20 protein-coding genes are annotated in these 22,577 nt (G+C 52.1%); 8 read left to right on the top strand and 12 right to left on the bottom strand.

What is annotated here, in order from left to right:
- Positions 1 to 186: 186 nt before the first annotated feature.
- Together IMY23_RS13730 and IMY23_RS13725 are read right to left on the bottom strand one after the other, a co-directional pair.
- A complete protein-coding gene (locus tag IMY23_RS13730) occupies positions 187 to 2,868 on the bottom strand; it encodes an MG2 domain-containing protein (protein WP_192822631.1) in 2,682 nt (893 codons plus the stop codon).
- A 196-nt stretch (positions 2,869 to 3,064) separates the two neighbouring features.
- Entirely contained in the window at positions 3,065 to 4,048 is a 984-nt protein-coding gene (locus IMY23_RS13725; protein ID WP_192822630.1) for a dipeptidase, read from the bottom strand.
- Between the two features lie 287 nt (positions 4,049 to 4,335).
- Here IMY23_RS13725 and IMY23_RS13720 point away from each other — a divergent pair, with 287 nt between their 5' ends.
- Positions 4,336 to 5,523 carry a class I SAM-dependent rRNA methyltransferase gene (locus tag IMY23_RS13720; RefSeq protein WP_192822629.1) on the top strand — a complete coding sequence of 396 codons (1,188 nt, stop codon included), beginning with the start codon at positions 4,336 to 4,338 and terminating at the stop codon, positions 5,521 to 5,523.
- A gap of 43 nt (positions 5,524 to 5,566) precedes the next feature.
- Positions 5,567 to 5,962 (top strand): hypothetical protein, encoded by a 396-nt coding sequence (locus IMY23_RS13715; RefSeq protein WP_192822628.1) that lies wholly within the window; start codon positions 5,567 to 5,569, stop codon positions 5,960 to 5,962.
- A 507-nt stretch (positions 5,963 to 6,469) separates the two neighbouring features.
- Here IMY23_RS13715 and IMY23_RS13710 read toward each other — a convergent pair.
- The 3 genes from IMY23_RS13710 to IMY23_RS13700 all read right to left on the bottom strand — a co-directional run bounded on the left by IMY23_RS13710 (position 6,470) and on the right by IMY23_RS13700 (position 9,962).
- Positions 6,470 to 7,891 (bottom strand): rRNA methyltransferase, encoded by a 1,422-nt coding sequence (locus IMY23_RS13710; protein ID WP_192822627.1) that lies wholly within the window; start codon positions 7,889 to 7,891, stop codon positions 6,470 to 6,472.
- 517 nt (positions 7,892 to 8,408) lie between these two features.
- Positions 8,409 to 9,482, bottom strand: a complete 1,074-nt coding sequence (locus tag IMY23_RS13705) for a hypothetical protein (protein ID WP_192822626.1) — start codon at positions 9,480 to 9,482, stop codon at positions 8,409 to 8,411.
- Between the two features lie 57 nt (positions 9,483 to 9,539).
- Entirely contained in the window at positions 9,540 to 9,962 is a 423-nt protein-coding gene (locus tag IMY23_RS13700) for a hypothetical protein (RefSeq protein ID WP_192822625.1), read from the bottom strand.
- Between the two features lie 196 nt (positions 9,963 to 10,158).
- Here IMY23_RS13700 and radA point away from each other — a divergent pair, with 196 nt between their 5' ends.
- From radA to IMY23_RS13675, 5 genes are all read left to right on the top strand, one after another.
- The gene (gene radA / locus IMY23_RS13695; protein ID WP_192822624.1) at positions 10,159 to 11,538 is read left to right on the top strand and encodes a DNA repair protein RadA; all 1,380 of its coding nucleotides are present in this window, start codon (positions 10,159 to 10,161) and stop codon (positions 11,536 to 11,538) included.
- 81 nt (positions 11,539 to 11,619) lie between these two features.
- Positions 11,620 to 13,062 (top strand): peroxiredoxin, encoded by a 1,443-nt coding sequence (locus tag IMY23_RS13690; protein ID WP_192822623.1) that lies wholly within the window; start codon positions 11,620 to 11,622, stop codon positions 13,060 to 13,062.
- Between the two features lie 24 nt (positions 13,063 to 13,086).
- Positions 13,087 to 13,524 carry a DUF5713 family protein gene (locus tag IMY23_RS13685; protein ID WP_225986509.1) on the top strand — a complete coding sequence of 146 codons (438 nt, stop codon included), beginning with the start codon at positions 13,087 to 13,089 and terminating at the stop codon, positions 13,522 to 13,524.
- Positions 13,525 to 13,719: 195 nt separating this feature from the next.
- Positions 13,720 to 14,745 (top strand): SPASM domain-containing protein, encoded by a 1,026-nt coding sequence (locus IMY23_RS13680; protein WP_192822622.1) that lies wholly within the window; start codon positions 13,720 to 13,722, stop codon positions 14,743 to 14,745.
- Positions 14,746 to 14,854: 109 nt separating this feature from the next.
- Positions 14,855 to 15,817 (top strand): mechanosensitive ion channel family protein, encoded by a 963-nt coding sequence (locus IMY23_RS13675; protein WP_370589854.1) that lies wholly within the window; start codon positions 14,855 to 14,857, stop codon positions 15,815 to 15,817.
- Between the two features lie 67 nt (positions 15,818 to 15,884).
- Here the strand turns inward: IMY23_RS13675 and IMY23_RS13670 are convergent, their stop codons facing one another.
- Both IMY23_RS13670 and IMY23_RS13665 read right to left on the bottom strand, forming a co-directional pair.
- Complete coding sequence (locus IMY23_RS13670) at positions 15,885 to 16,223, bottom strand: hypothetical protein (protein ID WP_192822621.1); 339 nt, start codon at positions 16,221 to 16,223, stop codon at positions 15,885 to 15,887.
- 229 nt (positions 16,224 to 16,452) lie between these two features.
- Positions 16,453 to 16,659 (bottom strand): FeoB-associated Cys-rich membrane protein, encoded by a 207-nt coding sequence (locus IMY23_RS13665; RefSeq protein ID WP_192822620.1) that lies wholly within the window; start codon positions 16,657 to 16,659, stop codon positions 16,453 to 16,455.
- A 277-nt stretch (positions 16,660 to 16,936) separates the two neighbouring features.
- Here IMY23_RS13665 and IMY23_RS13660 point away from each other — a divergent pair, with 277 nt between their 5' ends.
- The gene (locus IMY23_RS13660; RefSeq protein WP_192823782.1) at positions 16,937 to 17,200 is read left to right on the top strand and encodes a zf-TFIIB domain-containing protein; all 264 of its coding nucleotides are present in this window, start codon (positions 16,937 to 16,939) and stop codon (positions 17,198 to 17,200) included.
- Positions 17,201 to 17,274: 74 nt separating this feature from the next.
- Here the strand turns inward: IMY23_RS13660 and IMY23_RS13655 are convergent, their stop codons facing one another.
- From IMY23_RS13655 to IMY23_RS13635, 5 genes are all read right to left on the bottom strand, one after another.
- Positions 17,275 to 18,408, bottom strand: a complete 1,134-nt coding sequence (locus IMY23_RS13655) for a hypothetical protein (protein ID WP_192822619.1) — start codon at positions 18,406 to 18,408, stop codon at positions 17,275 to 17,277.
- A 79-nt stretch (positions 18,409 to 18,487) separates the two neighbouring features.
- Positions 18,488 to 19,291: an inositol monophosphatase family protein gene (locus IMY23_RS13650; RefSeq protein ID WP_192822618.1), complete on the bottom strand. Its 804-nt coding sequence runs from the start codon at positions 19,289 to 19,291 to the stop codon at positions 18,488 to 18,490.
- Between the two features lie 39 nt (positions 19,292 to 19,330).
- A complete protein-coding gene (lnt, locus tag IMY23_RS13645; RefSeq protein ID WP_192822617.1) occupies positions 19,331 to 20,953 on the bottom strand; it encodes an apolipoprotein N-acyltransferase in 1,623 nt (540 codons plus the stop codon).
- The gene (gene rsmI / locus IMY23_RS13640) at positions 20,937 to 21,629 is read right to left on the bottom strand and encodes a 16S rRNA (cytidine(1402)-2'-O)-methyltransferase (RefSeq protein WP_192822616.1); all 693 of its coding nucleotides are present in this window, start codon (positions 21,627 to 21,629) and stop codon (positions 20,937 to 20,939) included. The genes lnt and rsmI overlap by 17 nt, the downstream gene beginning before the upstream one ends.
- A gap of 562 nt (positions 21,630 to 22,191) precedes the next feature.
- Entirely contained in the window at positions 22,192 to 22,437 is a 246-nt protein-coding gene (locus tag IMY23_RS13635) for a 4a-hydroxytetrahydrobiopterin dehydratase (RefSeq protein WP_192822615.1), read from the bottom strand.
- Positions 22,438 to 22,577 lie beyond the last annotated feature (140 nt).

Raw genomic sequence — 22,577 nt, 5'->3', positions numbered from 1 at the left:
GGCCGCAAAGATACGCAATTTCTGTCTGATTTGCGCGTGCGGCCCCGGGTGATAATTCTTCCGCTTTCTAAGGACAACCCCACAACAACCGCCGCCCCAAGACAAGTTCAGGCACGCGCGTTTTCAGGCGAATTCTGGATTCCGTTTTTGACTTCGTTTTCAGAAATGAGGCCAAAAACGGGAATTTTACTGCACTTGCTGGCGGGCGGTGCCCAGGCCCAGCTGCCCGGTGGCAGTCATGCCCTGCAGCAATACGTGGTAATTTGTACGGGCATCGGCTGTATAAAAAGAGAATTCAGCTTTGCCTTCTACGTCTGTCTGCACGCTGGGGCTCCAGAAAATGGTGGTTCTCAGGTCTGCGATTTCCTCTTTCTGGGGTTGTTCATAGTTGGGGCTGTAAAACTCACGGGCCACGTGCATGCGCGGACCTTTGTAGACGGCCACGCCTTTAAATTTTGTATCCGAAGCAAAACCCTTGCCCCCGGGTTTCAAGGTTACGGCCACTATGCCATTGGTGCCTTTGGGGCCGTACACCAGCGCCGCCGACTCAGGGTGTAAAATTTCTATTTTCTCAATGGCCGGCACAGGAATTTGTTGCAGTGTGAAAGGGTCTACTTGCATGCCATTGATCAAAAGGGTGGGCGTGAGCAAATTGCCGCCAAAGCTTAGTTGCAGCTGGGCGCTTCCCCATTCATCATACGTTAACCGTATGCGCTGCCGGCCAGAGACCGCTGAGAAAAAGTTGAGGTCCTGGTTGAGCACGGTAGGGTCAACGGTGGCATCTGAATACGTGTGGATGCCGCTTCGGCGCTGGTCTTTCTCTTTCTGGCCCTTGATGAGCACCGAATTAAGCAAGATACTTTTGCCTGTGAGTTGGTCTAGCCTGAACTGTTCCTGGTTAGTCTTCAGAAATTTCTGTACTTGTTGCGTTCTGAGCGCATCTGGCAAGAGAACGGGCGCCTGCAAGGTCACAGGGGCCAGGGGCAGGCCTTTGTCTAAATCTACCAGCAAGCCGCTGCCGCCTTTTTTGGTGCGCGCCTGCACAATCACCTGGGTGCTGTCTGAGAGCTTGGCGACCGGCACCGCAAACCTACCCTGCGCGTCTGCTGAATCTATCCGGAAAAAGTTCTCAGGACCCACCCCAAACACAGACAACTGCGCGAAGGGCTCGGGCTTTTTGTTAAACCTCAGCGCGGTGCCAGTAATGGCCATGCCTCTCTCCACAGGCGCACTCAGCACCGGAAACTTGTCTTGCCACAGGTCTCGCCAGACAAACCGCCGCCAGCCCTGCGTGAGCATGAGGTTATCCAGCGCCAAAGTTACTTCTGGCGTTGGCGCCGAAAAATAATAACCCGGCTGTTCAATGTTTCCGCGCAAGTCTGAGGTCAGCAATAAATGGGTCAAAATAGACGCCGAATGTTGCTCTTGCTCCACTTTCTGGGCATCTGTGACCGCTACTGAGAAATTCCCCGCCACCGGGTTGCCCTGGGCGTCACGGGTCTGCACCTGCATGGTCACCTTCTGGCGGGGTTTGTAGCTGGCTTTGTCTGGGGTAAGCGAAAGTTGCAGGTGCTGCTGGCGGTTGATAAAAACCAGGCGTTCGGCCAGGGGTTCCCCGGTGTTTGAGAAAGCCGTGAGTTGCGCCACGCCCGTAGGGAAATTACTTTTGGGCACATCTACCAGTACCAGATCTTTGGCGTTGGCCACGTGGCCCGTGAAATACACCCTCCCCGCGTTCTGCCCAATGATGGTCACAGCCTTCGGCCTAGTGCTGCCGTCTCGGAAGCCCACCAGATACAGTTTCACTTTCATCGCCTCTTCTTTGCTGTTGTCTACGGCCATGACCACGCCGCGGTCCTGCACCGCCGGCAAAGGGTAAGACACCTCTGCGCCCGTCGCATTTTTCACCCTGGCCTGGTACTGCCTGCCTTTCTTGGGCACAAACCCCAAACGGCCTATGCCCAACCTGGTGGTGGTGAAGTCTGTTACTTTTGCGCCCGTTTGGTCATAAATTTCGCCTTGCACATTCTTGCCCAAGCCGTAGAAATCTACCGCCTTTACGCCCAGAACACTCCACATATCGGCTACCATCTGTCCGCCCTCAGGTAGGAAAGCCAGGTCCAGTTTGTCTTGGTTAATGGGCACCGGAATGGTGAGTTGGGCAGCGACTTTCCCTTTCTGCGGCACCGTGACCAAGATTTGCGTTTTGGGGCTCATTTCTGAAAACGAAGCCAAAAACGGAATTACCACCTGCCCGTTCTGGTCAGTAGTGGTCTTGCGGCGACTGGTCGTTTTACGGCCGGTTTTGATTACGTAAGTAAGGAGAGTCTGGGGCAGCGGGGCCTCTTGCAGCGTTTTGAGCGACAGCTGGGCCAGCACAGAATCTCCTTTGGGTTGCTTTTTAAACTCGAACTCAGAGGCCACGGCCACGTCTTGCACGCGCGGGTTCCAGATCTGGATATCTTGGTGGAAGAAGTAGTTTTCGTCAAAGTTCTGCATCCAGCTGGTGTAGGCGCGCAGGCGGTACTGGCCCTCCGGAATAGTGTCTTCCAGCGCGAAATCGCCGTGGCCCAGGCCGTTTTGCACATCAACCACCAAGCGGCGGTACACAGAATCCTGCGGATTGAGCAATTCCACGTAGAGCACGTTGCTCACTTGGCTGGGCGTGTTGTCGGGGCCGTTGACCAGGTACGCCTTGAACCAAATATCATCGCCGGCGGCGTAATAGGGTTTGTCCAGGTGCAGGTACACTTTTTCCTGCGGAAAATTCTTCTCCCAGAAACTGAGCTTGGCCAGAATTTTCTCCAGCACCGGGTTTCCCTGCCGCACGTTGGGCATGAACGCTACCAGAAAAACAGCAGTAAACACAAGGGCACACAGAACGCGGAACTTGGCGGGGAAGTGCATCAAAGAAATACAGGAGAAACGTTTCTTAAATCTAAGCAAAAACCGCTGTTTCTTAACGTGTATACGAACGTATTTTCTCCTTTGTAAAGAATTTCTAAAACCGAAGTTCCTGTTTTCGGGCTCATTTCTGGAAACGAAGCCGAAAACAGAATTGGCTCTACATTTTTGGCCACAGCTTCTGCAGAAACCTGACTGCGTTGCCATGACTCAACTGCTGCAAATCTTCAACAGACACCTGCCTTTCCAGGCTGCGCAGAATTTCCTGGTATTTGGCGGCGTTGCGGTGCTCCGCGTGGAAGTAAGAATCGCCCACCACGCCAGACTCCTGAAAGAAATCTGCCCCAAAGGCCAACGCGTGGGGCGCGTGCTCCAGCCCGTACAGAATATGTTCCAGCAAGACCTCGGGCTGATTTGGGTGGACAAACTTCTTCAGGAAATTGATGCCAATCAGGCCTTCGCGGCGCACAATTTCTTGTACCAGTTCATTGGGCAGATTGCGCGGGTCATCATAAATCTCTCTGAAATTAGAATGGCTGGCGATGACCGGAATATTCAGGTTCTCACGGTCAATCAAGGTGAGCATGTCAAACGCCGCGGCGTCTGAGGTATGCGACAAATCCAGGGCAATGTGCTTGCCGCTGAGAGAACGCAGCAATTCTTCGCCGTCGGGTTTCAGGCCGATGCCCGGCGTGAAATTGCCGCCGCTGAACCGGTTTTCATCGGCGTGCGTGAAGCTGATGTAGAGCAATGGTCCGGCCAACTTGCTGATTTCGTCCAGCCGCTCAAACGCTTTGGCCAGCGGTTCGTCTTCTTCGCACAAACCCGAGGCGTTTTCAATGGCTGCCACCATGTAGAGTTGGTCCTGCTGCAGAAAGCCAGTTTCGGGCTCCAGTTTGGAAATGGGGACAAAACCAGCCTGGGGTAAAACACTTTTGAAAAGATTTGCTTGCTTGAGCGTGAAAGCCGCGCTGCCGGGCTCGGTGGGCGTGAAGAAAGCCATGGTCTGCAGCCGCACGTTCCCCGCCTGCAAATGCGGAATGGCGCAGCCAATGCGGTCCACGTCCAGCGGAGTGGAGTTGGCAATCCAGGCCAGGTAGCCGGTAAGGTCGCAGTGCAAATCTATGATTGGAAAGCTCTTCAATGTGCTAAGGATTTAATGTGCTGATTTTGTGCAATGTGCTAATTTTTCAATGTGCTGATGTGCTATTTTCAAATGTGAGAATGACGGAAATGAATTAATTTTCACATGTCATCCTGAAAGGACCTTGTGGGCAAGTTATAAAAGCGCTTTTGTCCTTCAGAAAGCCAATATGCGCTTCTTTCTACGGTTAACCACCAAACTAGAAACCATCTCGTACCACAAAGCCATATTTTTTGCCGAATTTTGCAGAAACATTTCATTTCGGCGCAGCCGAAGGCTTCTTTCCTATGACTTCACTTCCGGCCATCATCCTGCACAACGGCAAAGACCATTCGCTCAGACGCTTCCACCCGTGGGTTTTCTCGGGCGCCATCAAGAAAATTGACGAAGGCGTGCAGGAGGGCGACATTGTGGCCGTGTACACCAACCGCCACGAGTTCCTGGGCATTGGCCATTACCAGCCGGGCTCCATTGCCGTGCGCATTTTCTCTTTTGCAGACGTGGAAATTGACTACGCCTTCTGGAAAAGCCGCGTGCAGCGCGCCGTGGATTACCGCCGCGAGCAAGGCTTCCTGGATACGCCAGATACGGATGTGTACCGACTGGTTTTTGCGGAAGGCGACAGTCTGCCCGGCCTCATCATTGACGTGTATGGAAACACGGCGGTCTTGCAGGCGCACAACGTGGGCATGTTCCACGTGCGACAGCAGATTGCGCAAGCTTTGATAGAAGTGTACAACGGAAAACTCACCGCCATCTATGACAAGAGCGCCGAAACCCTGCCCGGCAAAGGCACCGAAAAAGGCGGCAACGGTTACCTGATTGGCGACACGCCCGTGCCGCACGTAGTCACTGAGAACGGCAACAAGTTTCTGGTAGACTGGGTCACCGGCCAGAAAACCGGCTTCTTCATTGACCAGCGCGAAAACCGCGACTTGCTGGCGCGTTATTCCAAAGGCAAGACGGTGCTCAACACCTTCTGCTACACCGGCGGCTTCTCTATCTACGCCTTGAACGCCGGGGCCGAGGCCGTACATTCTGTGGATGTCTCCAAAAAAGCCATCGACCTCACAGATAAAAACGCAGACCTTAACAACGGCCAGGACCGCCACGAATCCTTCGCCCAAGACACCTTTGATTTCCTGAAAGGCCGCGAGAACTTCTATGATTTGATTGTGCTAGACCCGCCCGCCTTCGCGAAGAGTCAGAAAGTACGCCACAACGCCTTAATGGGCTACAAACGCCTGAACGCCGATGCCATTGAGAAAATCAAGCCGGGCGGCATCATCTTCACCTTCTCCTGCTCCGGCGTGGTAGACAAAGACCTGTTCCAGAGCACCGTGATGGCCGCCGCCATTGAGGCCGGCCGCAACGTGAAAGTCATGCACCACCTCTCCCAACCCGCTGACCACCCCGTAAGCATCTTCCACCCGGAAGGTGAGTATTTGAAAGGGTTGGTGTTGTATGTGGAATAGAGATTTAGGCATTAGCTATTAAAACTTTATCTTTTAGGAGCAGATGAAAATACTTTGTCAAACAGAAAGACTTAAGATTGAACATGAATTTGATACAGCTTTTTTGATTGATAAAGTAACAGGCCTAGTACTTTTAGAAGACGATTTCTATGGAGACCCAACTTGCGGAATCATACATCCAAGTAATCAATGGGCAGTTATTGCAGGCGAACATCTTGTAGTCTGGACTGAAAAGGAAACCAAGCAGATTCATGACGATGATTTAAAATGGATACATTCTATCAGGATTCTTGATTCTGATTCAGTTGGATTACTAGTTGACCCTTTGAGTGAAAAGCCCGCGATTTGGAAGTTGAACGTTCGAAGTTTTGAATACAATAAACTAAGAGACTTTACTGATTATCAAGGCCAGGAGTACCAAGAGAATGTAAACTGGTAATAATATAGCCGTAATTTGTATTGCTTTAGCAGATTTTAATTGTCGTGATAGATTCTACTTCAACTGGATACAAAGTGAGAAATTACCAAATTCTGAAAGCAACAGAGAAGTAATCAAATCAAATTTCAGAGGCGCTTATCAAGCGCAGATTCTCCCCTTGAGGGGAGCGCAGAGGGGTTTTTACATCTGCTGAACAACACGTAATCAATGTAGGGGCGTATCGCATACGCCCTCACACATTTCAGCTAATTATTTTTTTCGGCATTCCGCGTTTTTGCCTTGGTGTAAATGGAAATGCCGGTGCCACCGTTAAGGGCGTATGCGATACGCCCCTACCTTATCAAGAATGTTTATGCACGTGTGTAAACATCCCCCTTCGCCCCCTTCAAAGGGGGAATCAGCGTTTGGCGAAAACTTTCTTACTTTGAACTAATTGCCTGTTTTCAGCCTCATTTCTCAAAACGAGCCCGAAAACGGGAATCCAAAAGTCTTGCTGCCTGATACCTGCTACTTGATACTACCTCCAAGCACAAACTGTCTCTCTAAATTCTCCGCTTTCAGCGCATCATCTAAGCTCATTCTGATGCGCCATTCTTTGGGGTAGTGGTTGTTCACGCGGTTCTGGAGTTTCTTGCCCCAGCCTAGCGGTACGCCGTTGAACTGCACCAAAACCCAGCCGTTGGCGGCATCTTCCAAGGCCACATCTTCACGGTGCAGGAATTTAAGGGCGGTGGGTAAGTCTACATCAGCGCGGGGGAAGGCGTCTTGCGCCAAATGCTGCGAAAGCGCCAGGGCGGGCAAAGGTTTGGCGTTGCCTTTTAGGGCCTCGGCGAGTTCAATGCCGCCGTAAACCACGCGCAGGTTCTCGTAGAGTTGCTCCAGTTCCAGCATCCAGGCGGTGGGCAGGGCTCTGAGTGTGTCTTGGTGCTTGACTAGTTCCCAGTCAGCAGGAGATTTCAACCAGTTTTGTACAGAGGCTTTCTCTTGTTTAGAGGCGGCTACCAGATAGGGTCGCTTGCTTTTCTTGAACTTGCCAGCTTCGTCGCCACCGGTTTTCCGGACCACGGCCAGGAAAAAACCTTCGCCCTGGGTTTTATGCGGGTAGAAACGGTAGCCACGCATGCCTTGTTCCTGGGTTTCGGTGATGTGCCAGTCGGGTTGTAATTCCAAGGCAATGGTTTCTACGTCTTGCTGTTGGGCGAGCCAGGCCAGGTTGTCTTCGTTCTCTTCGGCGTTGTAGGTGCAGGTACTGTAAATCAAGACACCGCCGGGTTTGAGGCAGTCCCAGACATCCATTAAAATGCGGCGCTGGCGCTCTGAGCAGAGTTTCACGTTGGCCTCAGACCATTCGTTCATGGCGTCTGGGTCTTTCCGGAACATGCCTTCGCCCGAACACGGCGCGTCAACTACCAACACGTCAAAGAAACCCGTGAGCTTCGCGAAGTGGCTGGGGTCATTGTTGGTGACTAGGACGTTGCCACTGCCCCATTTCTGAATGTTCTCGGCCAGAATTCCCGCGCGGGCTCTGATCACTTCATTGCTCACCAACAGGCTTTCCTCAGAAATCAGCGAAGCCAAATGGGTCGATTTTCCGCCGGGCGCACCGCACAAATCCAGCACCGCCAACGGCTCTTCCAGGTTCACGCTCTGCTTAAGTGCCTGCTCCAGAAACATGGAACTGGCTTCCTGCACGTAATACGCGCCGCCATGAAACTGCGGGTCTAAGGTAAAGCTGGGCCGAATGGGCAAGTAAAAACCGGTCTCGGTCCAGGGCACGGGTTGCAAGCCGGTGGGCAAGCCCATTTTAGCCATGTTCACCCGCACGCTGGTGGGCGAGGTTTGGGACAGCGCCTCTGTAAAAGCGGTATACTCTTCGCCCAGCTGGGCCTGCATGCGGTTCTGGAACGAAGGAGGAAGTGGTAAAGCCATAAGAGTGTAAAGCGCAAACTTTGTGAGCCGCCGCGGTAAAGATAGCAATTCCGTTTTCGGGCTCAGTTCTGGAAATGAAGCCGAAAACGGAAGAAAGAACTTTTGAATTCCAATCAAAAACTGTCATCCTGAAAGGACCCTGTGGGCAAGTTAGAAAAGCTTTAAATATCTGTCATTACAGCTTGCCACCAAGATCCTTCCAGGATGACAAAAGAAAATAGGAACAAAGATACATTGGCAAATTAGTCATGCTGTGTCAGATTTATCAATCCGTAAATTGGCTGTCGGGGATTTATCAATCTCCGTGCAAATCGTTCAGCAAAAGAAGGGGATTAGGAAATCCCCGACAGAGTGGTTCTGGATTTGAAATCCCGAACAGCTGTCAGTCCTTACAGTTTGCCACCAAGATCTTTTCAGGATGACAAAAGAGAAGGAAAGAGAGATATCAAAAGAGAAAAAGATAACTTCAGCCTTCCCGTTTTTGGCTTCATTTCCAGAAACGAGGCCGAAAACGCAGTTAATCAACGGGCAGAATAGGCTCCTTGCGAGTAGTGATTTTGGCGGGCTTGCGCACGGTTTTGTTCTGATAAGTAGGCTGCTCCACAAAGGCCACTATTTTCAAGGTCAGATCCAGACCGGTAATAGTGCTCGGGTTCTCGAAGCCCAGGTACAGATAGCCGTCCTCGGTTTTGGGGGTTTGGGTGGTCAGGATTTTGCCGTAATCGCTGAGCACGTCTTTGCCCTTTAACACGGCGTAGGGTTTCCAACCGTCTTGTTCGGCTTTGAAGAGCGCGGCGTTTTTCTGGCTGAGCAGGTAATAGCTGATGTAACCGCTGCTTTTCACCTGCGGCAACGCGGGCAACAGCCCCAGCCCGAACGCCACCAACGGATTACTGCCCGTGAGCAACGCTGACGCGCCCTTAGCAACCAGTTTCCCAGATTCCTGCAGCGCTTCTACTGATTCCTGTCCTACGCCTACCCAATACACCCAGTGCCTGGTGCCTGCCGGCAGCTTGAAGCGCTCAAACGACCTGTTGTTGCTGCCAATGCTGGTGCGCGAGGCTAAACGGAAGGTTTTATCCAGCAGAATTTCGGGCACCAGTTCGGTTTTCACCAAGACTTTCTGGGTCCCCGTGGTCCAGGTGGTGTCTTGCACGGTTCGCCAGGCTACGTGCGTGCTGAAGTTCTGCGTTTGGGCCGTGGCCGGAATTCTGGTAAGCGTGAAATGGCTTCTGGTACTGGTCCCGGCTAAGCTCTGCAGCGTAATGGTGTACACAGACTTCTGCGGAATGGTGAGTTTGAGCTTGCTCAGTTTCTTGGTTTCCTCCACCGCGTAAAGCGCAGATTTAGAGAAATATTCGGTCACGGTGATTTTGTAATTTACCTTCGCTTTGTTCTCCAGGTCCAGCACCACCACATCTCCGGCCTGAAACGCGTACTGGTACTGCGTGGGTGCTTGCGCCGTACCGGCTACCTGCAGGTCCAGATCGGCAATTTTAATGGCTTTGCCGCCTTGCGCCCGCGTTTGCCAGACACACAATAAAACCAAAGTCAGCAGCAAGAAGCCACCGCGTATAGAAGAAAGAGCCATAGGGCGAAAGAAGGTAAAATCCAGTTTTGCTGCAATTTACAAAAACCAGTCCAGACTTTACAGACGCTCCTCCAGCCACATCTTTCGGGCCACGCCCACGCCAATCAGGTTGCCTTGGCCACCGCTGCGCAGCATGATGGCCACGTCTTGCCCCGGCCGAAGCTCGTTCATGCTCACAGATTTCCCGTCTGGGTTGAGGATTTGGAGCGTGGGCAGCACCAGTACAAAGGCCCGGCTGTAGCGGGTCTGGTTGGTGGGGCCGTAGCCTTCCACCTCCAGCATGACCTGGCCCTGGTCATACCGGCTGCTGGTGATGGTGCCCCTGATGTCAACCCGCGGCGGGGCCAGGGTCCGGAACCGGGGCGCGGCGCTTTCCTCGGGGGCGGTGCCGTCTTGGGGCGTGTTGGCCGTGGAGCAGGCGCTAAGCGTTAGCACCAATAAGCAGCAAGAAATCAGGTTTTTTATGGAATTGAACGTCATGGGCTTACGTAGTTGATTGTCTTTTACCATAACGGCGGAAGCAGGCTGCGGGATATACCCGTTTTTAGGCTCATTTCTGAAAATGAAGCCGAAAACGGGAGTTATTTCTGTCTGCTTTTTGTTGGCCTAGAACCCCGGTATCTGCCGCTAAATCCCTAACTTGAACCGTTTCCGCGGCGCGGGAATTTTTCTATCTATGGCTAAAATCAAAACAGCATATTTCTGCCAGAGCTGCGGCGCGCAGTCGGCTAAATGGGTGGGGCGTTGCCCGGCCTGCAGTGAATGGAACACCTACGTGGAGGAAGTGATCGCCCGTGAAGACGCCACGCCCACCAGCGCCTGGAAAGTGGGCTCCAGCAGCCAGACCGTGGCCAGCAAACCGAAGGCCATTTCAGACATCACCTATTCTGAGCAGCACCGCATTGTCACCGTTGACCAGGAACTCAACCGGGTGTTGGGCGGCGGCATTGTGCCCGGCTCCATGGTGCTCATTGGCGGCGAACCCGGCATTGGCAAGTCAACGCTCATGCTCCAGATTGCGCTCAGTCTGCATGCCCAGCGCGTGCTCTATATTTCCGGCGAGGAAAGCGAACAGCAAATCAAAATGCGCGCCGAACGCCTGGATGCCCGCCACCCCAACTGTTTCATCCTCACCGAAACCGCCACGCAGAACATCTTCAAGCAGATTGAACAACTTCAGCCCGATGTCTTAATCATAGATTCCATCCAAACCCTGCATTCGTCTTTTATTGAGAGCGGCGCGGGCAGCGTGGCGCAGGTGCGCGAGTGTACGGCGGAGTTGTTGAAATTCGCGAAGGAGAGCGGCACGCCGGTGTTTTTGATTGGGCACATCACCAAAGAAGGAAACCTGGCCGGGCCCAAGATCCTGGAACACATGGTAGACACCGTGCTGCAGTTTGAAGGCGACCGCCATATGACCTACCGTATCTTAAGAACCACCAAAAACCGCTTCGGGTCAACGGCAGAATTGGGGATTTACGAGATGCTGGGCACCGGTTTACGGGAAGTCAGCAACCCATCTGAGATTCTGATTTCGCAGCGTGAGGAAGCCTTTAGTGGCATTACCATTGGCGGCACCATGGAAGGCAACCGGCCTTTGCTCATTGAAGTGCAGAGTTTGGTTTCACCGGCCACGTACGGCACACCGCAGCGCACCGCCACCGGCTTTGACGTGAAACGCCTGAACATGCTGCTGGCCGTGTTGGAGAAACGCGGCGGTTTTAAACTGGGCACGCAAGACGTGTTTTTGAACATTGCCGGCGGCCTGAAAGTAGAAGACCCGGCTTTGGATTTGGCTGTCTGCGCTGCGTTGGTGTCTTCGTTTGAAGATGTGGCCATACCGCATACCACCTGTTTTGCCGCTGAAATTGGCTTGGGCGGCGAGGTGAGAGCGGTGCATAGAATTGAGCAGCGCATCTCTGAGGCCGAGAAATTAGGCTTCCAGGATATTTATATTTCCAAGTACAACAAAAAGGGCGTGGATTTAGGTAGGTTTAACATCAGAATTCACGCAGCCAGCCGGTTAGAAGAAGTCTTCTCGGGTTTGTTTGGCTAATGCGGGCCAGGCATTGAACTGTTTTCTTGATGCCGCGCGTTATGCTGCCACCAGGAAATGAACCCCCAACTAATCCTATTTATGGTTTCAGCTTCTAGACTACCGCTTAAAAACAGCCTCAGCCTGCTTCTGTTGTACTTTATGCTCCTGCTGCCCGCCCTGGCGCAGAACACCGTCACTATTACCGGCAAAATCTCAAAACCAGTAAGTGACAGTATCTTGCTGGAACTCTACCGCGTGCCGGCCTCCTACTCCGGGGAGTCTAATACTGTGGCACTTTCCAAAACCGGCGAATTCTCATTCACAGTTTCTGTGCCGGAGCCCATGCTGGGCGAACTGGTGCACGGCTCTGAGTCAGTGATGCTGTACCTGCAGCCCGGCGACCAGCTGGACGTGCGCGCCAACGCCGAGGATTTCATCTTCAGCGCCAAGTTCAAGGGCAAAGGGGCCAGTGAGAACAATTACCTCATTCAGTTTGAGCGCAAGTTTGAGGAAGAAGACGATTACCAAGTGCTGCCGGAAAATGTACACAAGCGCGAGAAAGAGTTTCTGAAATTTCTGGAGGAACGGCGCACAGATCAGCGCAATTTCCTGGAGCGGTTCATGGCCATTTCGCCGGTGTCTGAGTCTTTCAAACTCTACGCCCAGGCCCAGATTGAGTTCAGCTACGCCAATGACCGGCTCACCTACCCAGACATACGCAAGCGCGTGGGTGGTCTGCCGCCGCAGCTGTCCCCCACGTATTTTGACTTTCTCAAGCAGATCAACCTCAACCAGCCCGGGGCGGTGCGCAACCAGGTGTATCTTGACTTCCTGAACAATTATTTCCAGTACAAGGCCTTGAGTGACCGCCGCGGCAACCCAGAACGCGACTTTTACCCCAGCATGTACGCCATGGCCAAGCAGGAACTGCAAGGCGATGGCCGCGACATGATGCTGGCCCGCATCATCAACCAGAGCATAAGGTTCGGCTACGTGCCCGACACAGACGTTATGTACCTTGACTTCCAGAAGCAGTCCAAAAACCCGCAGTTTGTGAGTTATGTGAAAGACCAGTACCTGCAGTTCAGGAAAGTGGGGTTGGGCAGCCAGGCCCCTGAGTTTACGCTGCTCTCTTCTACCGGTGACAGTGTTTCGCTCAAGAGCTTGAAGGGCAAGATGATTTACCTGGGTTTCTGGCGCACGCCCTGCGGCATCTGCACCGTGGACCAGCAGGCCTACAAATACTTTGTGGAGCAGCTGGCCGCCAAAGACGTGGTGTTTATACAAGTCTCGGTGGGCGAAGAACTGAGTGCCTGGAAGCAGAAAGCCACCGAACGCCCGCTGCCTGCGCTGCAACTTCACGTACCCGACCAAAGCGCCAAGGTCATCAAAGACTATGACGTCAAGAATTTCCCCAGCTATTTCCTGATCTCGCCAGACGGTACTTTTGTGAGCGCCAATGCCCGCCGCCCCGGCCACGCCGAAGGTGCCCGCGAGATTGCCGCCCTCATTGACCAGTTTACCGCAGACCAAAAGAAATAGCGTGAACATGTCTTTTCATAAGAAATGAAAAAGTACCTGATGACACTCGTCACTTTCGCCATTATAGCTTGTCAACCATCTCCAAACACCCAAGAAAACAACTCCATGCAGGAACCTGTACAAACCAATATCAAAAACGAAACCCTTAGAAAGCATTCCTTTCTGCAAGACATGTACGCCGATGACTACTTCCCTGATTTTCTGGTAGACAAAGGGAAAGCCATTTTGATTCAGTTGTGTCTGGAGATTGAGAAAGCTGAGCCCAAGACCCTGGACGAACTCTACACACTGACCCATACCGCCACAGAGAAATTCAATGACTTGGAAGATGAATTTTCAGAGAACGGCAGTGAAATAGAGACAGCGGCCAGAGAAAACATTGCCATGGACTTTGAGGCTATTTCCAATGCCTATGGTTTCGAGGCCGATGTGGAAGAACTGATTGCGCCCAGAAATTGGTAATGCTTTCCTTATAGTAAGGTCGTCTCGCTTGTCCTGTTTTGGGGCTCATTTTTGGAAATGGGCCCGAAAACGCACCCTCCGCTAAAACATTGCGTCTCCTTCTGCCGCGCTATGCGTACCTTTGCTTTCTGATTTCAGGTGCTTGTATTTTAGTAGCACCTCAGCACATTTAACCATTAGCACCTTACACAAATCTTGACCCGCGGCGCTTTACAAGACGGAATCAATCTGGCCTCTAAACTGACGCCGCGGCGCGCCTGGAACGCGCTGCAGGTGGTGAGCAGCTACGCCCTGGCGCGCCTCACCAAAAAGCCCCGCCACTGGGGAAGCCCGGTCAGTATTTCGTTTGAGCCTACCACGTCTTGCAATTTGCGCTGCCCCGAGTGCCCCAGCGGGCTGCGGTCGTTTACGCGGCCTACGGGCATGTTGTCAAATGATTTGTTCAAGCAGACCATTGACCAGTTGCAGGACCGTTTGCTGTACTTGCTGTTTTATTTCCAGGGCGAACCCTATTTGCATCCGTCGTTCCTGGACTTGGTGAAGTACGCATCTAAAAAAGGCATCTATACCGCCACGTCTACCAATGCGCATTATCTGTCTGAGGAAAATGCCCGCAAAACCGTGGAATCTGGCTTGGACAGATTGATTATCTCTCTGGACGGCACCACCCAAGACGTGTACCAGCAGTACCGCGTGGGCGGCAAGCTGGACAAAGTGCTGGAGGGGACCAAGCGGTTGGTGCAGCAGAAACGCGCGCTCAAATCAAAGACACCGTACCTTATCTTTCAGTTCTTGGTAGTAAAACCCAATGAGCACCAGCTGGAAGACGCCAAAAAACTGGCCAAGGAACTGGGCGTAGACGATGTCTGGTTCAAGACCGCGCAGATTTATGACCATGAAAACGGGTCGCCGCTTATTCCTACCATTGATTATTACAGCCGCTACCAGCAGCAGCCCAACGGCAAATATTCGCTCAAAAACAAACTGATTGACGGCTGCTGGAAGATGTGGCATTCCTGCGTGATCACCTGGGACGGCCTGGTGGTACCCTGTTGTTTTGACAAAGACGCGCATTACCGCCTGGGCAACCTGCAGCAGCAAAGCTTCAAAGACCTCTGGAAAAGCGCCGCCTACCAGAAGTTCAGGGGTTCTCTGTTACAGGGCCGGGGCCAGATTGACATGTGTAGAAACTGCTCTGAGGGCACCAAAGTCTGGGGTTGAGCCGCCGGCGCTAGTTTATGTACCCCGCGGCCTGTATCTTTCGTATGCTTTTTGATGTTCTGCCCTGCGCAGCGCTTCTTTACCTTCTTGATTCCTTAAGAACACACCTGTGGTTGAAATAAACGAAGCCTTTCATCTTTTATGGGGCAAACTGGAGCGCTGGTTTAAACAGTTGGTGCTCATGCTGCCAGAGCTTTTTCTGGCCACATTGGTCATAGTGCTGTCTTTTGTGACGGCCCGCCTGCTGCGCAAAACCTCAGAGAAACTCTTGATTAGGTTCACGCACAGCAGCGCGCTCAACAACCTGGTAGGCACCACGGTCTATGTAGCCGCCCTCACACTGGGCATCTTCTTCGCCTTGAGCATCCTTAAACTAGATAAAACGGTTACCACGTTATTGGCGGGTGCGGGTATCATAGGTCTGGCCCTGGGTTTCGCGTTTCAGGACATTGCCGCCAACTTTATTTCCGGGGTGATTATTGCCGTCCGGAAACCGTTTGTGGTGGGAGACGTGATTGACACCAACGAGCACTTCGGGACGATTGAGCGCATCAACCTGCGCACCATTGACATTAGAAGGCAGACCGGCGAATTGGTGAAAATGCCCAACCGCAAGGTCTTTGAATCGGCGCTTATCAATTTCACGCACTACGGCATCAGGCGCATTGACCTCAAAGTGGGCGTGTCTTATGCCGAAGACCTGGAACGCGTGCGCGAGGTGGTGATTGCGGCCATGGTGGGCATTCCTAACCAGATTGAGGGCAAGGAAGTAGAGGTGGTCTACGAAGAGTTTGGGGCCAGCAGCATCAATTTTTTGGTGCGCTACTGGATTCAGTACAAACGCCAGACCGATTTTGTGTACGCCAAGAGCGAGGCCATCATCAGAATAAAGAAAGCCTTTGACGAACACAAGATTGAGATTCCGTTCCCTATCACCACGCTCAACTTCGGGATTAAAGGCGGCAAAGACCTGTCTATTGAGCTCAAAGAGGCCATGCCCGCGCTTTTGGGCAAGACCAAACCACCCACTGACCAGGAACCGCAGGAAGACAACCCAGACCAGGAAAGCTGAAAAAGCAGAAGCGGCAGGAGAGAGATTCTCCTGCCGCTTCTGCTTTCAATAGAAGTTGGAATTAGGGTTACTTGCTGGCTTTGTCCAGATTTTTGCCTAGGTCTTCCACTTGTTTCAGGAACGCGTCCACGCCTTGGTCGGCGTACGGGCCGTAGGAGTTGGAGATGGTGCCTTTGGTGCCGTCATTGCATTCAATGGCGTACAGAATAGACATGTCATCTGGGTTGGTTTCGCCTTCAAAACGGTAGAAATCCACAATTTTCACATCAGTCACGCCGTAGCTTTTGTTGTCTTTGAGGCTCAGCAATTGGTTGTCTTCGCTCACCCTAAAATCGGCGGTATACCCTTCTTTGTGCAGGCGGTGCTCTACGTTGATCAGGCTTCTTTCTTCTTCCTTGTCTTGCATGGTTCAGTATGTTAAGGTAGTTGGATCTTTGCTACACTCCCACTATACGTAAAACCCGCCGCGGGTTGCCAGCCATATTCAAGGAAAAATATATTTAGAAACGCCGTGCCTGGCTGACCCGCGTTTTTGGCTCCGTTTCTAGAAATGAGCCCGAAAACGGAAATGCCCCGCAAAAAGAAAAAGCCACTCCAGAGGAATGGCTAGCGGCACTTTCAATAGAATGGCTGAGTTATTTAGCCTGCGCCTGTTTGGCCCGCATCTGCTCCTCTATTTTCTTGAGGTCAATGGTAGAGCACGCGCTTCCGCAGCCTTTGGCGCAACCCGCGTCTTTGGAGAAAAACGATTGATAGCCTAGCCGCAGCATGTAGCCCGCCGCCAGCGCAAATACCATAAAGATGATGAGTTCCTGTACCATGTCACTTCCCTTAACGCCCACAAAGGTACAAATAGTTTAAGGGTTGGCCCCGAAATGGTGGAAATTTTGCGCAGGGCGCACGTCCGTTTTTGGCTTCGTTTCCAGAAATGAGCCCGAAAACGGAAATACCGGAAATGAATTCACCTCCCTGAAAGCGGCTTTGGGAACGATAACCGGGAATTTCACCTGCTTTACGCGTTTTACTGCGCGGGCCGCTCTTCCCCAGCCATACTAAGTGCCTTGCGCGGGGCGTTCTAGAAAGGAACCCAATGTGTCACCAGCATCTAACCCAACGCCTATGAAATGCCCCGCCTGCCAAGAAACGCTTTTAATGAGCGATAAAAACGGAATTGAGATTGACTACTGCCCCAAATGCCGCGGCATTTGGCTGGACCGCGGTGAACTGGAGAAAATCATTGAGCGCTCCGGCGAGCACTACTCCAAGAAAGAAAACTATGATTCTGACTACAAGAAATACGGCTACGGCGACCAACGCCATCATGACCAACACCACAACAAGCCTTACAAGAAAAAATCTTTCCTGAGCGAGTTGTTTGACTAACTCCAAAGTGCTTTAAACAGAACTCCCCGTTTTGGGGCTCATTTCCAGAAATGAGCCCCAAAACGGGGAGTTCTTTATTTTTTAATTTCCTCTAAAAGCCAATCCACTACTTGCATAAATTTCTGCAATTGCGATTCATCAGCCAAAAGGTTCAACTTGAAACTTGGCCGGAGCGCAATCTTGTCTCTGGAAATATTTACCCCTTCAATCTGGTTCAAGCGCTCCAAGAACTCTAACCGCTTGCTTTCTTCTTTAAAGGCAGGTTGGTCTTTGTAATACTGGAAGTACGTTTCTATGTAACCGCTTGTCCAGATTCCAAATAGGCGGTAATCATGGCCGTTTCTATGGTAAACGGGTTGGTAAGAACCTAGTTGGTGGCCTCGGCCATACCTAATTCTGGTGACTTTAGGTTCTACAAATTCCAGTAATCGTTTTGCTATAGAAGCTTCATGGGTGCCGCACAGTTTGGTAAGCTCCGCAAAAAAAGTCTCTTGCGTCCATTGCTCTGCCCGCCCTTTTGAGATACTTTTTAAATCTTCCGCCACCGTGGTTTGGCCAATCACTCTTGGCACCAGTGTTTTCAGGTTGTCTTGGCCAATGAACTGCTTTATCTCCAGACCCAGAATCTCAGCGGTTTGCATTTGTTCGTTCAGAAACTCAATGATGCGCTGCAATTCCTTCGGGATTTTATCTGCGATGATCAGCATTCTGACTTTGCCTGCCCTGAGGTTAGTTTTGGTCAGTTCCCAGAATTGCTCCGGTTCCATTTCGCCTTGCAGAAAATCCCCCAATATCAATTCTTGGTCACTTCCTTTCGCTTTGCATTGCAACTCAAACCTGTGTTGGATTTCTTCTATAGACCAATAGGTGACGGCGTTAGCGGCATAGTCTAAGATTTGGCCAATCACTTCGCGCCTGATTCTGGAGTCTGTGCTGCGTTTCACTTCCACCAACGTAGGAATACCGTCTTGGTCAATGAACAGATGGTCCAGGGACCAGCGGTTGCCTGCATTGGCATCGTCTGGAACGCCAAATTCCCTTGAGACTAAAAGCCAGCGCCTAGGATTCTCTTTGTTGATTTGGCTTCCAGAGATAAGGCTGGGGTAATTTGCCAGTAAAGACTGCAATAAGTCTTCTGAAATGTAGTTGGCCTCGTTCAACTCCACCAGTTTCCCATTTTCACTTAGCAGGAAGATCGTTTCGCCCATGTTGGATGTAATGAATTGAATGTGTTATTCTACCCGTTTTTGGTTCCGTTTCCGGAAATGAAGCCGAAAACGGAAACTTCTATTCCTTCCAGAAAGGCTCAATCAAGGCCAGCATTTCCTGCTGCACGGCGGGGCTGTTGCTTACGCAGATTTCGCGCCCGAACACGTAGTCTTGGCCACCTTTGAAATCGGTGACCTGACCGCCGGCTTCCTGCACAATGATAGCGCCGCCGGCCACGTCATAGGAGTTGATGTTGTACTCAAAATAGCCTTCAAATCGGCCGCAAGCCACGTAGGCCAAGTCCAGCGCGGCGGAGCCCAGGCGGCGCAGACCGTGGCAATTTTGCATGAACGCGCCCATCATTTGCAGGTATTTCTGCAGCAAATCAAAGCTGTAGAAAGGGAAACCGGTGGCAATGAGGCCGTCTTTGAGCGCGGGCGCTTTGGATACCGAGATACGGTTTTGGTTGCAGAACGCGCCGCCGCCTTTAATGGCATGGAAACATTCGTCACGGCAGATGTCATAGACCACGCCCAAGACCAGTTCCTGGTGGTGCATGAGCGCGATGCTCACCGCGTAGATGGGCAGGCCGTGAATGAAGTTGGTTGTGCCGTCCAGCGGGTCAATAATCCAGTTGTATTCGTCTTTGCGAACCGCGCCCTCGGTGCCTTCCTCGGTGATGAAACCGGCCTGGGGCAGCAATTCTCTCAGTTTAGCCACCAGTTGCTTTTCGGCTTCTTTGTCCACGTAGGAAACTAGGTCGTTGAGGCCTTTGTGCTCCAGTTTCTGAATGTCAAAAGAGGCGGCCTCGGTCTGAATGAACTGACCAACTTTCTTGGTGAGTTGCACTACCTGGTCGCGTAAATCTGATAAGTTTTCCATGGGAATAGGGGAAATGGCTTTCGCGCGAAGCGCTGCAAGTTAATACGTACTTTTCCGGCGGTTGCCAATACCCAGCACCACGGCGGCCACCAGAAACCCGAGGGCCAGCCACTGGCTTCCGTGGCCAATAAACTCGCCGTAACGTGTGTAAAACGTCTGGGACTGGTTGAACAGAATGGTATCTCTGAGCGCCGCCTGCACCCACCAATCTGACTTCTGCCCCAGCTCGCCTTTCTGATTGATGAAGCCCGAGATACCCGTATTGGCCGACCGGGCCACGGCGCGGCGCGTCTCAATAGCCCGAAGGCTGGCGTACTGCAAATGCTGTTTGTAGCCGGGGCTGTCGCTCCACCAGGCGTCATTGGTGATGATGAAAATGGCGCTGGCTCCGGCGCGCACGTAATCGCTCACGTATTCGCCGTAGATAGATTCATAGCAGATGACCGGCGCGCCCGCCAACTCTGGTTTCTGTGCGTGCCGGAAAACGGAGCGCTCTTCCTGTAAACCGTAACTGCCTACGCTTCCGCCCAGGTCAATGGCCAGGCCACCCAGAAAACTGAAGAACGCAGGGTAAGGCATTTTCTCCACGCCGGGCACCAGTTTAGATTTATGGTAGAAGGCCGCGTTGCCGCTCTGCGGAAGGTGGAGCGCCGCGTTGAACACGTCATAATAGCCCACCTGCGGATGATACCGGGCCGTCACGCTTTTCTTGGTAGAATCAACGTACATCTGGCCCGAGGTGATGCCTGACACCAATTCTACGCCCGGGTGACGGTTCAGGAAATCCTGCAACGTATAGCGCAACGGACTTCCGGCAAAACCTTCTTCCCAGTTCAGCCCATTGCTAATAGACGTCTCCGGCCACAACACGAATTTGGTGTTGGGCGTAATCTGCTGTTCAGACAATTTTATCAACCGGGCCAGCTGCTGCTCAAACGGAATGTGGCCTTCGGCGCCTTCAAATTTTTCTTTATAAGGGTCCACGTTGGGCTGCACCACCACCACTTCGGCAGCCTCGCCTTGCTCCTGGTAGTTATTGCCGATGTAGAAAGACCAGACCAAGGGGACCGTCACCATCCAAACGGCTAGTTGCGCTTTGTGCCACCTTTTGGTCTTGCTGGTCATCGCCCAGAAAACGAGCAGATTCACCGCCCACACCCAAACAGAACCGCCCAGGAAGCCGGTATATTCATACCACTGCACCCAACCGGGCACCGCGGCAAAACCATTGCCCAGCGTAAGCCAGGGCCAGCTTAAATCCCAGTTCAGGTGAAATTGTTCAAACGCAATCCAGAACACGGGCAAACTCAGATACCCCAGCACCTTGCCGGCGGCGCGCTTGGTCCAGAAAAAGGCCAGCATGGGCAAACACATTAATAGAGAGTTGGTCAAAACCGCCGCCACGCCGCCGAAGATGGTGGAATAACTCACCCAATAGGTAGTGAAAGCGTTCCAGAGCAGGAAAGTGAGATAAGAGTACTTAAAGAAGGTGCGGCCACGTTTGGGTTTGTCTTTGCGGGAGATGGCCTGCTCCAAATACAGAAACGGCACGAAACCCACAAACAGCACAAACGCCAGCGGCTTCACCGGCCAGCCCAACCACAGCAAAAACGCACTCAAAAATGCCAGCAGCGGCAAATAGTATTTATGATTTCTTCCCATTGACAACCAAGACAAATTCGCCCTTAATGGCTTTGGTGGTAAAAATAGTGACTAACTCTTCTAAGGTTCCGTTCAGGGTCTCCTCAAACATTTTGCTGATTTCGCGGCTCACCGAGGCTTGCCGGTCTGCCCCAAAGTACTCTTTGAACTGCTCTAGCGTCTTGAGTACCCGGTGCGGCGATTCGTAGAAAATCATGGTCCGTTCCTCGTCTTGCAAACTTTTCAGGCGCGTCTGCCGGCCTTTCTTCACGGGCAGAAACCCTTCAAACGTAAACCTATCTGTGCTGAACCCAGATTTGACCAGGGCGGGCACAAAAGCGGTGGGGCCGGGCAGACATTCAATCTTGATGCCTTCCTTCACGCATTCGCGCACCAGCAGAAAACCGGGGTCAGAGATACCGGGCGTGCCCGCGTCTGAGACCATGGCCATTTTCTCGCCTTTCTTCAGGCGTTCCACCAGGTGCGCCACGGCTCTGTGCTCGTTGTGCAGATGGTGGCTGTGCATGCGTTTGTCAATGCCCAGATGGTGCAGCAGCTTGCCGGAGGTACGCGTGTCCTCGGCCAGCACCACGTCCACTTCCTTCAAAATCCGGATGGCCCGCAGGGTAATATCCTCCAGGTTCCCGATGGGCGTGGGCACTAAATACAGAACGGTCTCTTCTATGGGTTCAGCCATAGTTCAAAGATAAGGAAAAATGGCCCCACCCCAACCCCTCCCCAACGGAGAGGGCTTTTTTGAAGGATGCGTTTTCGGGCTCGTTTTGGGAAATGAAGCAAAAAGTAGGAACGCTGGCGCTGCCTACGCTATGAAAACAACCAATTTCCAACCAGAAAAGCGCAGTTCCTTCTCCCTAAGGGAGAAGGGTAGGATGAGGGGAAAACGGTAGCTGGGTGAAAACGTGAGGTTTATTTATCAGAATAGTCTGGTATTAAAGGGCTCAATAGGCCCTGGCTTCAGCCAGGGTTTGCTTACGGGAGAAATTTCGGCTTTAGCCAAAATAGTCTTTGGCTAAAGCCGAAACCGTTTTTTCTGGTGTACCCTGGCTGAAGCTAGGGCCTATTCATTGGTTTTTCAAGACAACCTTTAGAAGGAAAGTGAGAGGAAAGTTAATTGCTCTGAGCCTGAAAACTTTGGTTTTGGAAATGCTCCCTCACCCTAACCCTCTCCCAGGGGGAGAGGGGACTTTTCTTAGGTTCCGTTTTTGGCTTCGTTTTCAGAAATGAGCACTAAAACGGAATTAGACACTGAATTTCCCCGCCACCTCATCAATGCGCTGCGCCAAGTCATGGTCTTTCTGAGTTACGGTTCGACCGGCGTCATAAGTTGTGAGCCTGATTTCCACTTTCTGGTAGACGTTGCTCCACCACGGGTGATGGTCCAATTCTTCAGCAATAGCGGCCACCTCGGTCATAAACGCGAAAGCCTCTTTAAAATTCTGGAACGTGAACTGCCGCACCAACAGGTTGTCTTTCTCCTGCCACATAGTTTTCTGGAATAAAATTTTGAACCGAAGGCAAGATAGGAAAGCCTGTTGATCGGCCTCCGTATTTATCCTCGTTTCTGAAAATGAAGCCAAAAACGCAACACCTCTTTCTGCTAGGTTCGTATTCTTTAGTCCGGTGT

It is taken from the genome of Rufibacter sp. LB8, from assembly GCF_014876185.1.
Lineage (GTDB): Bacteria > Bacteroidota > Bacteroidia > Cytophagales > Hymenobacteraceae > Nibribacter.
This window is presented reverse-complemented; position numbering and strand designations above follow the sequence as displayed.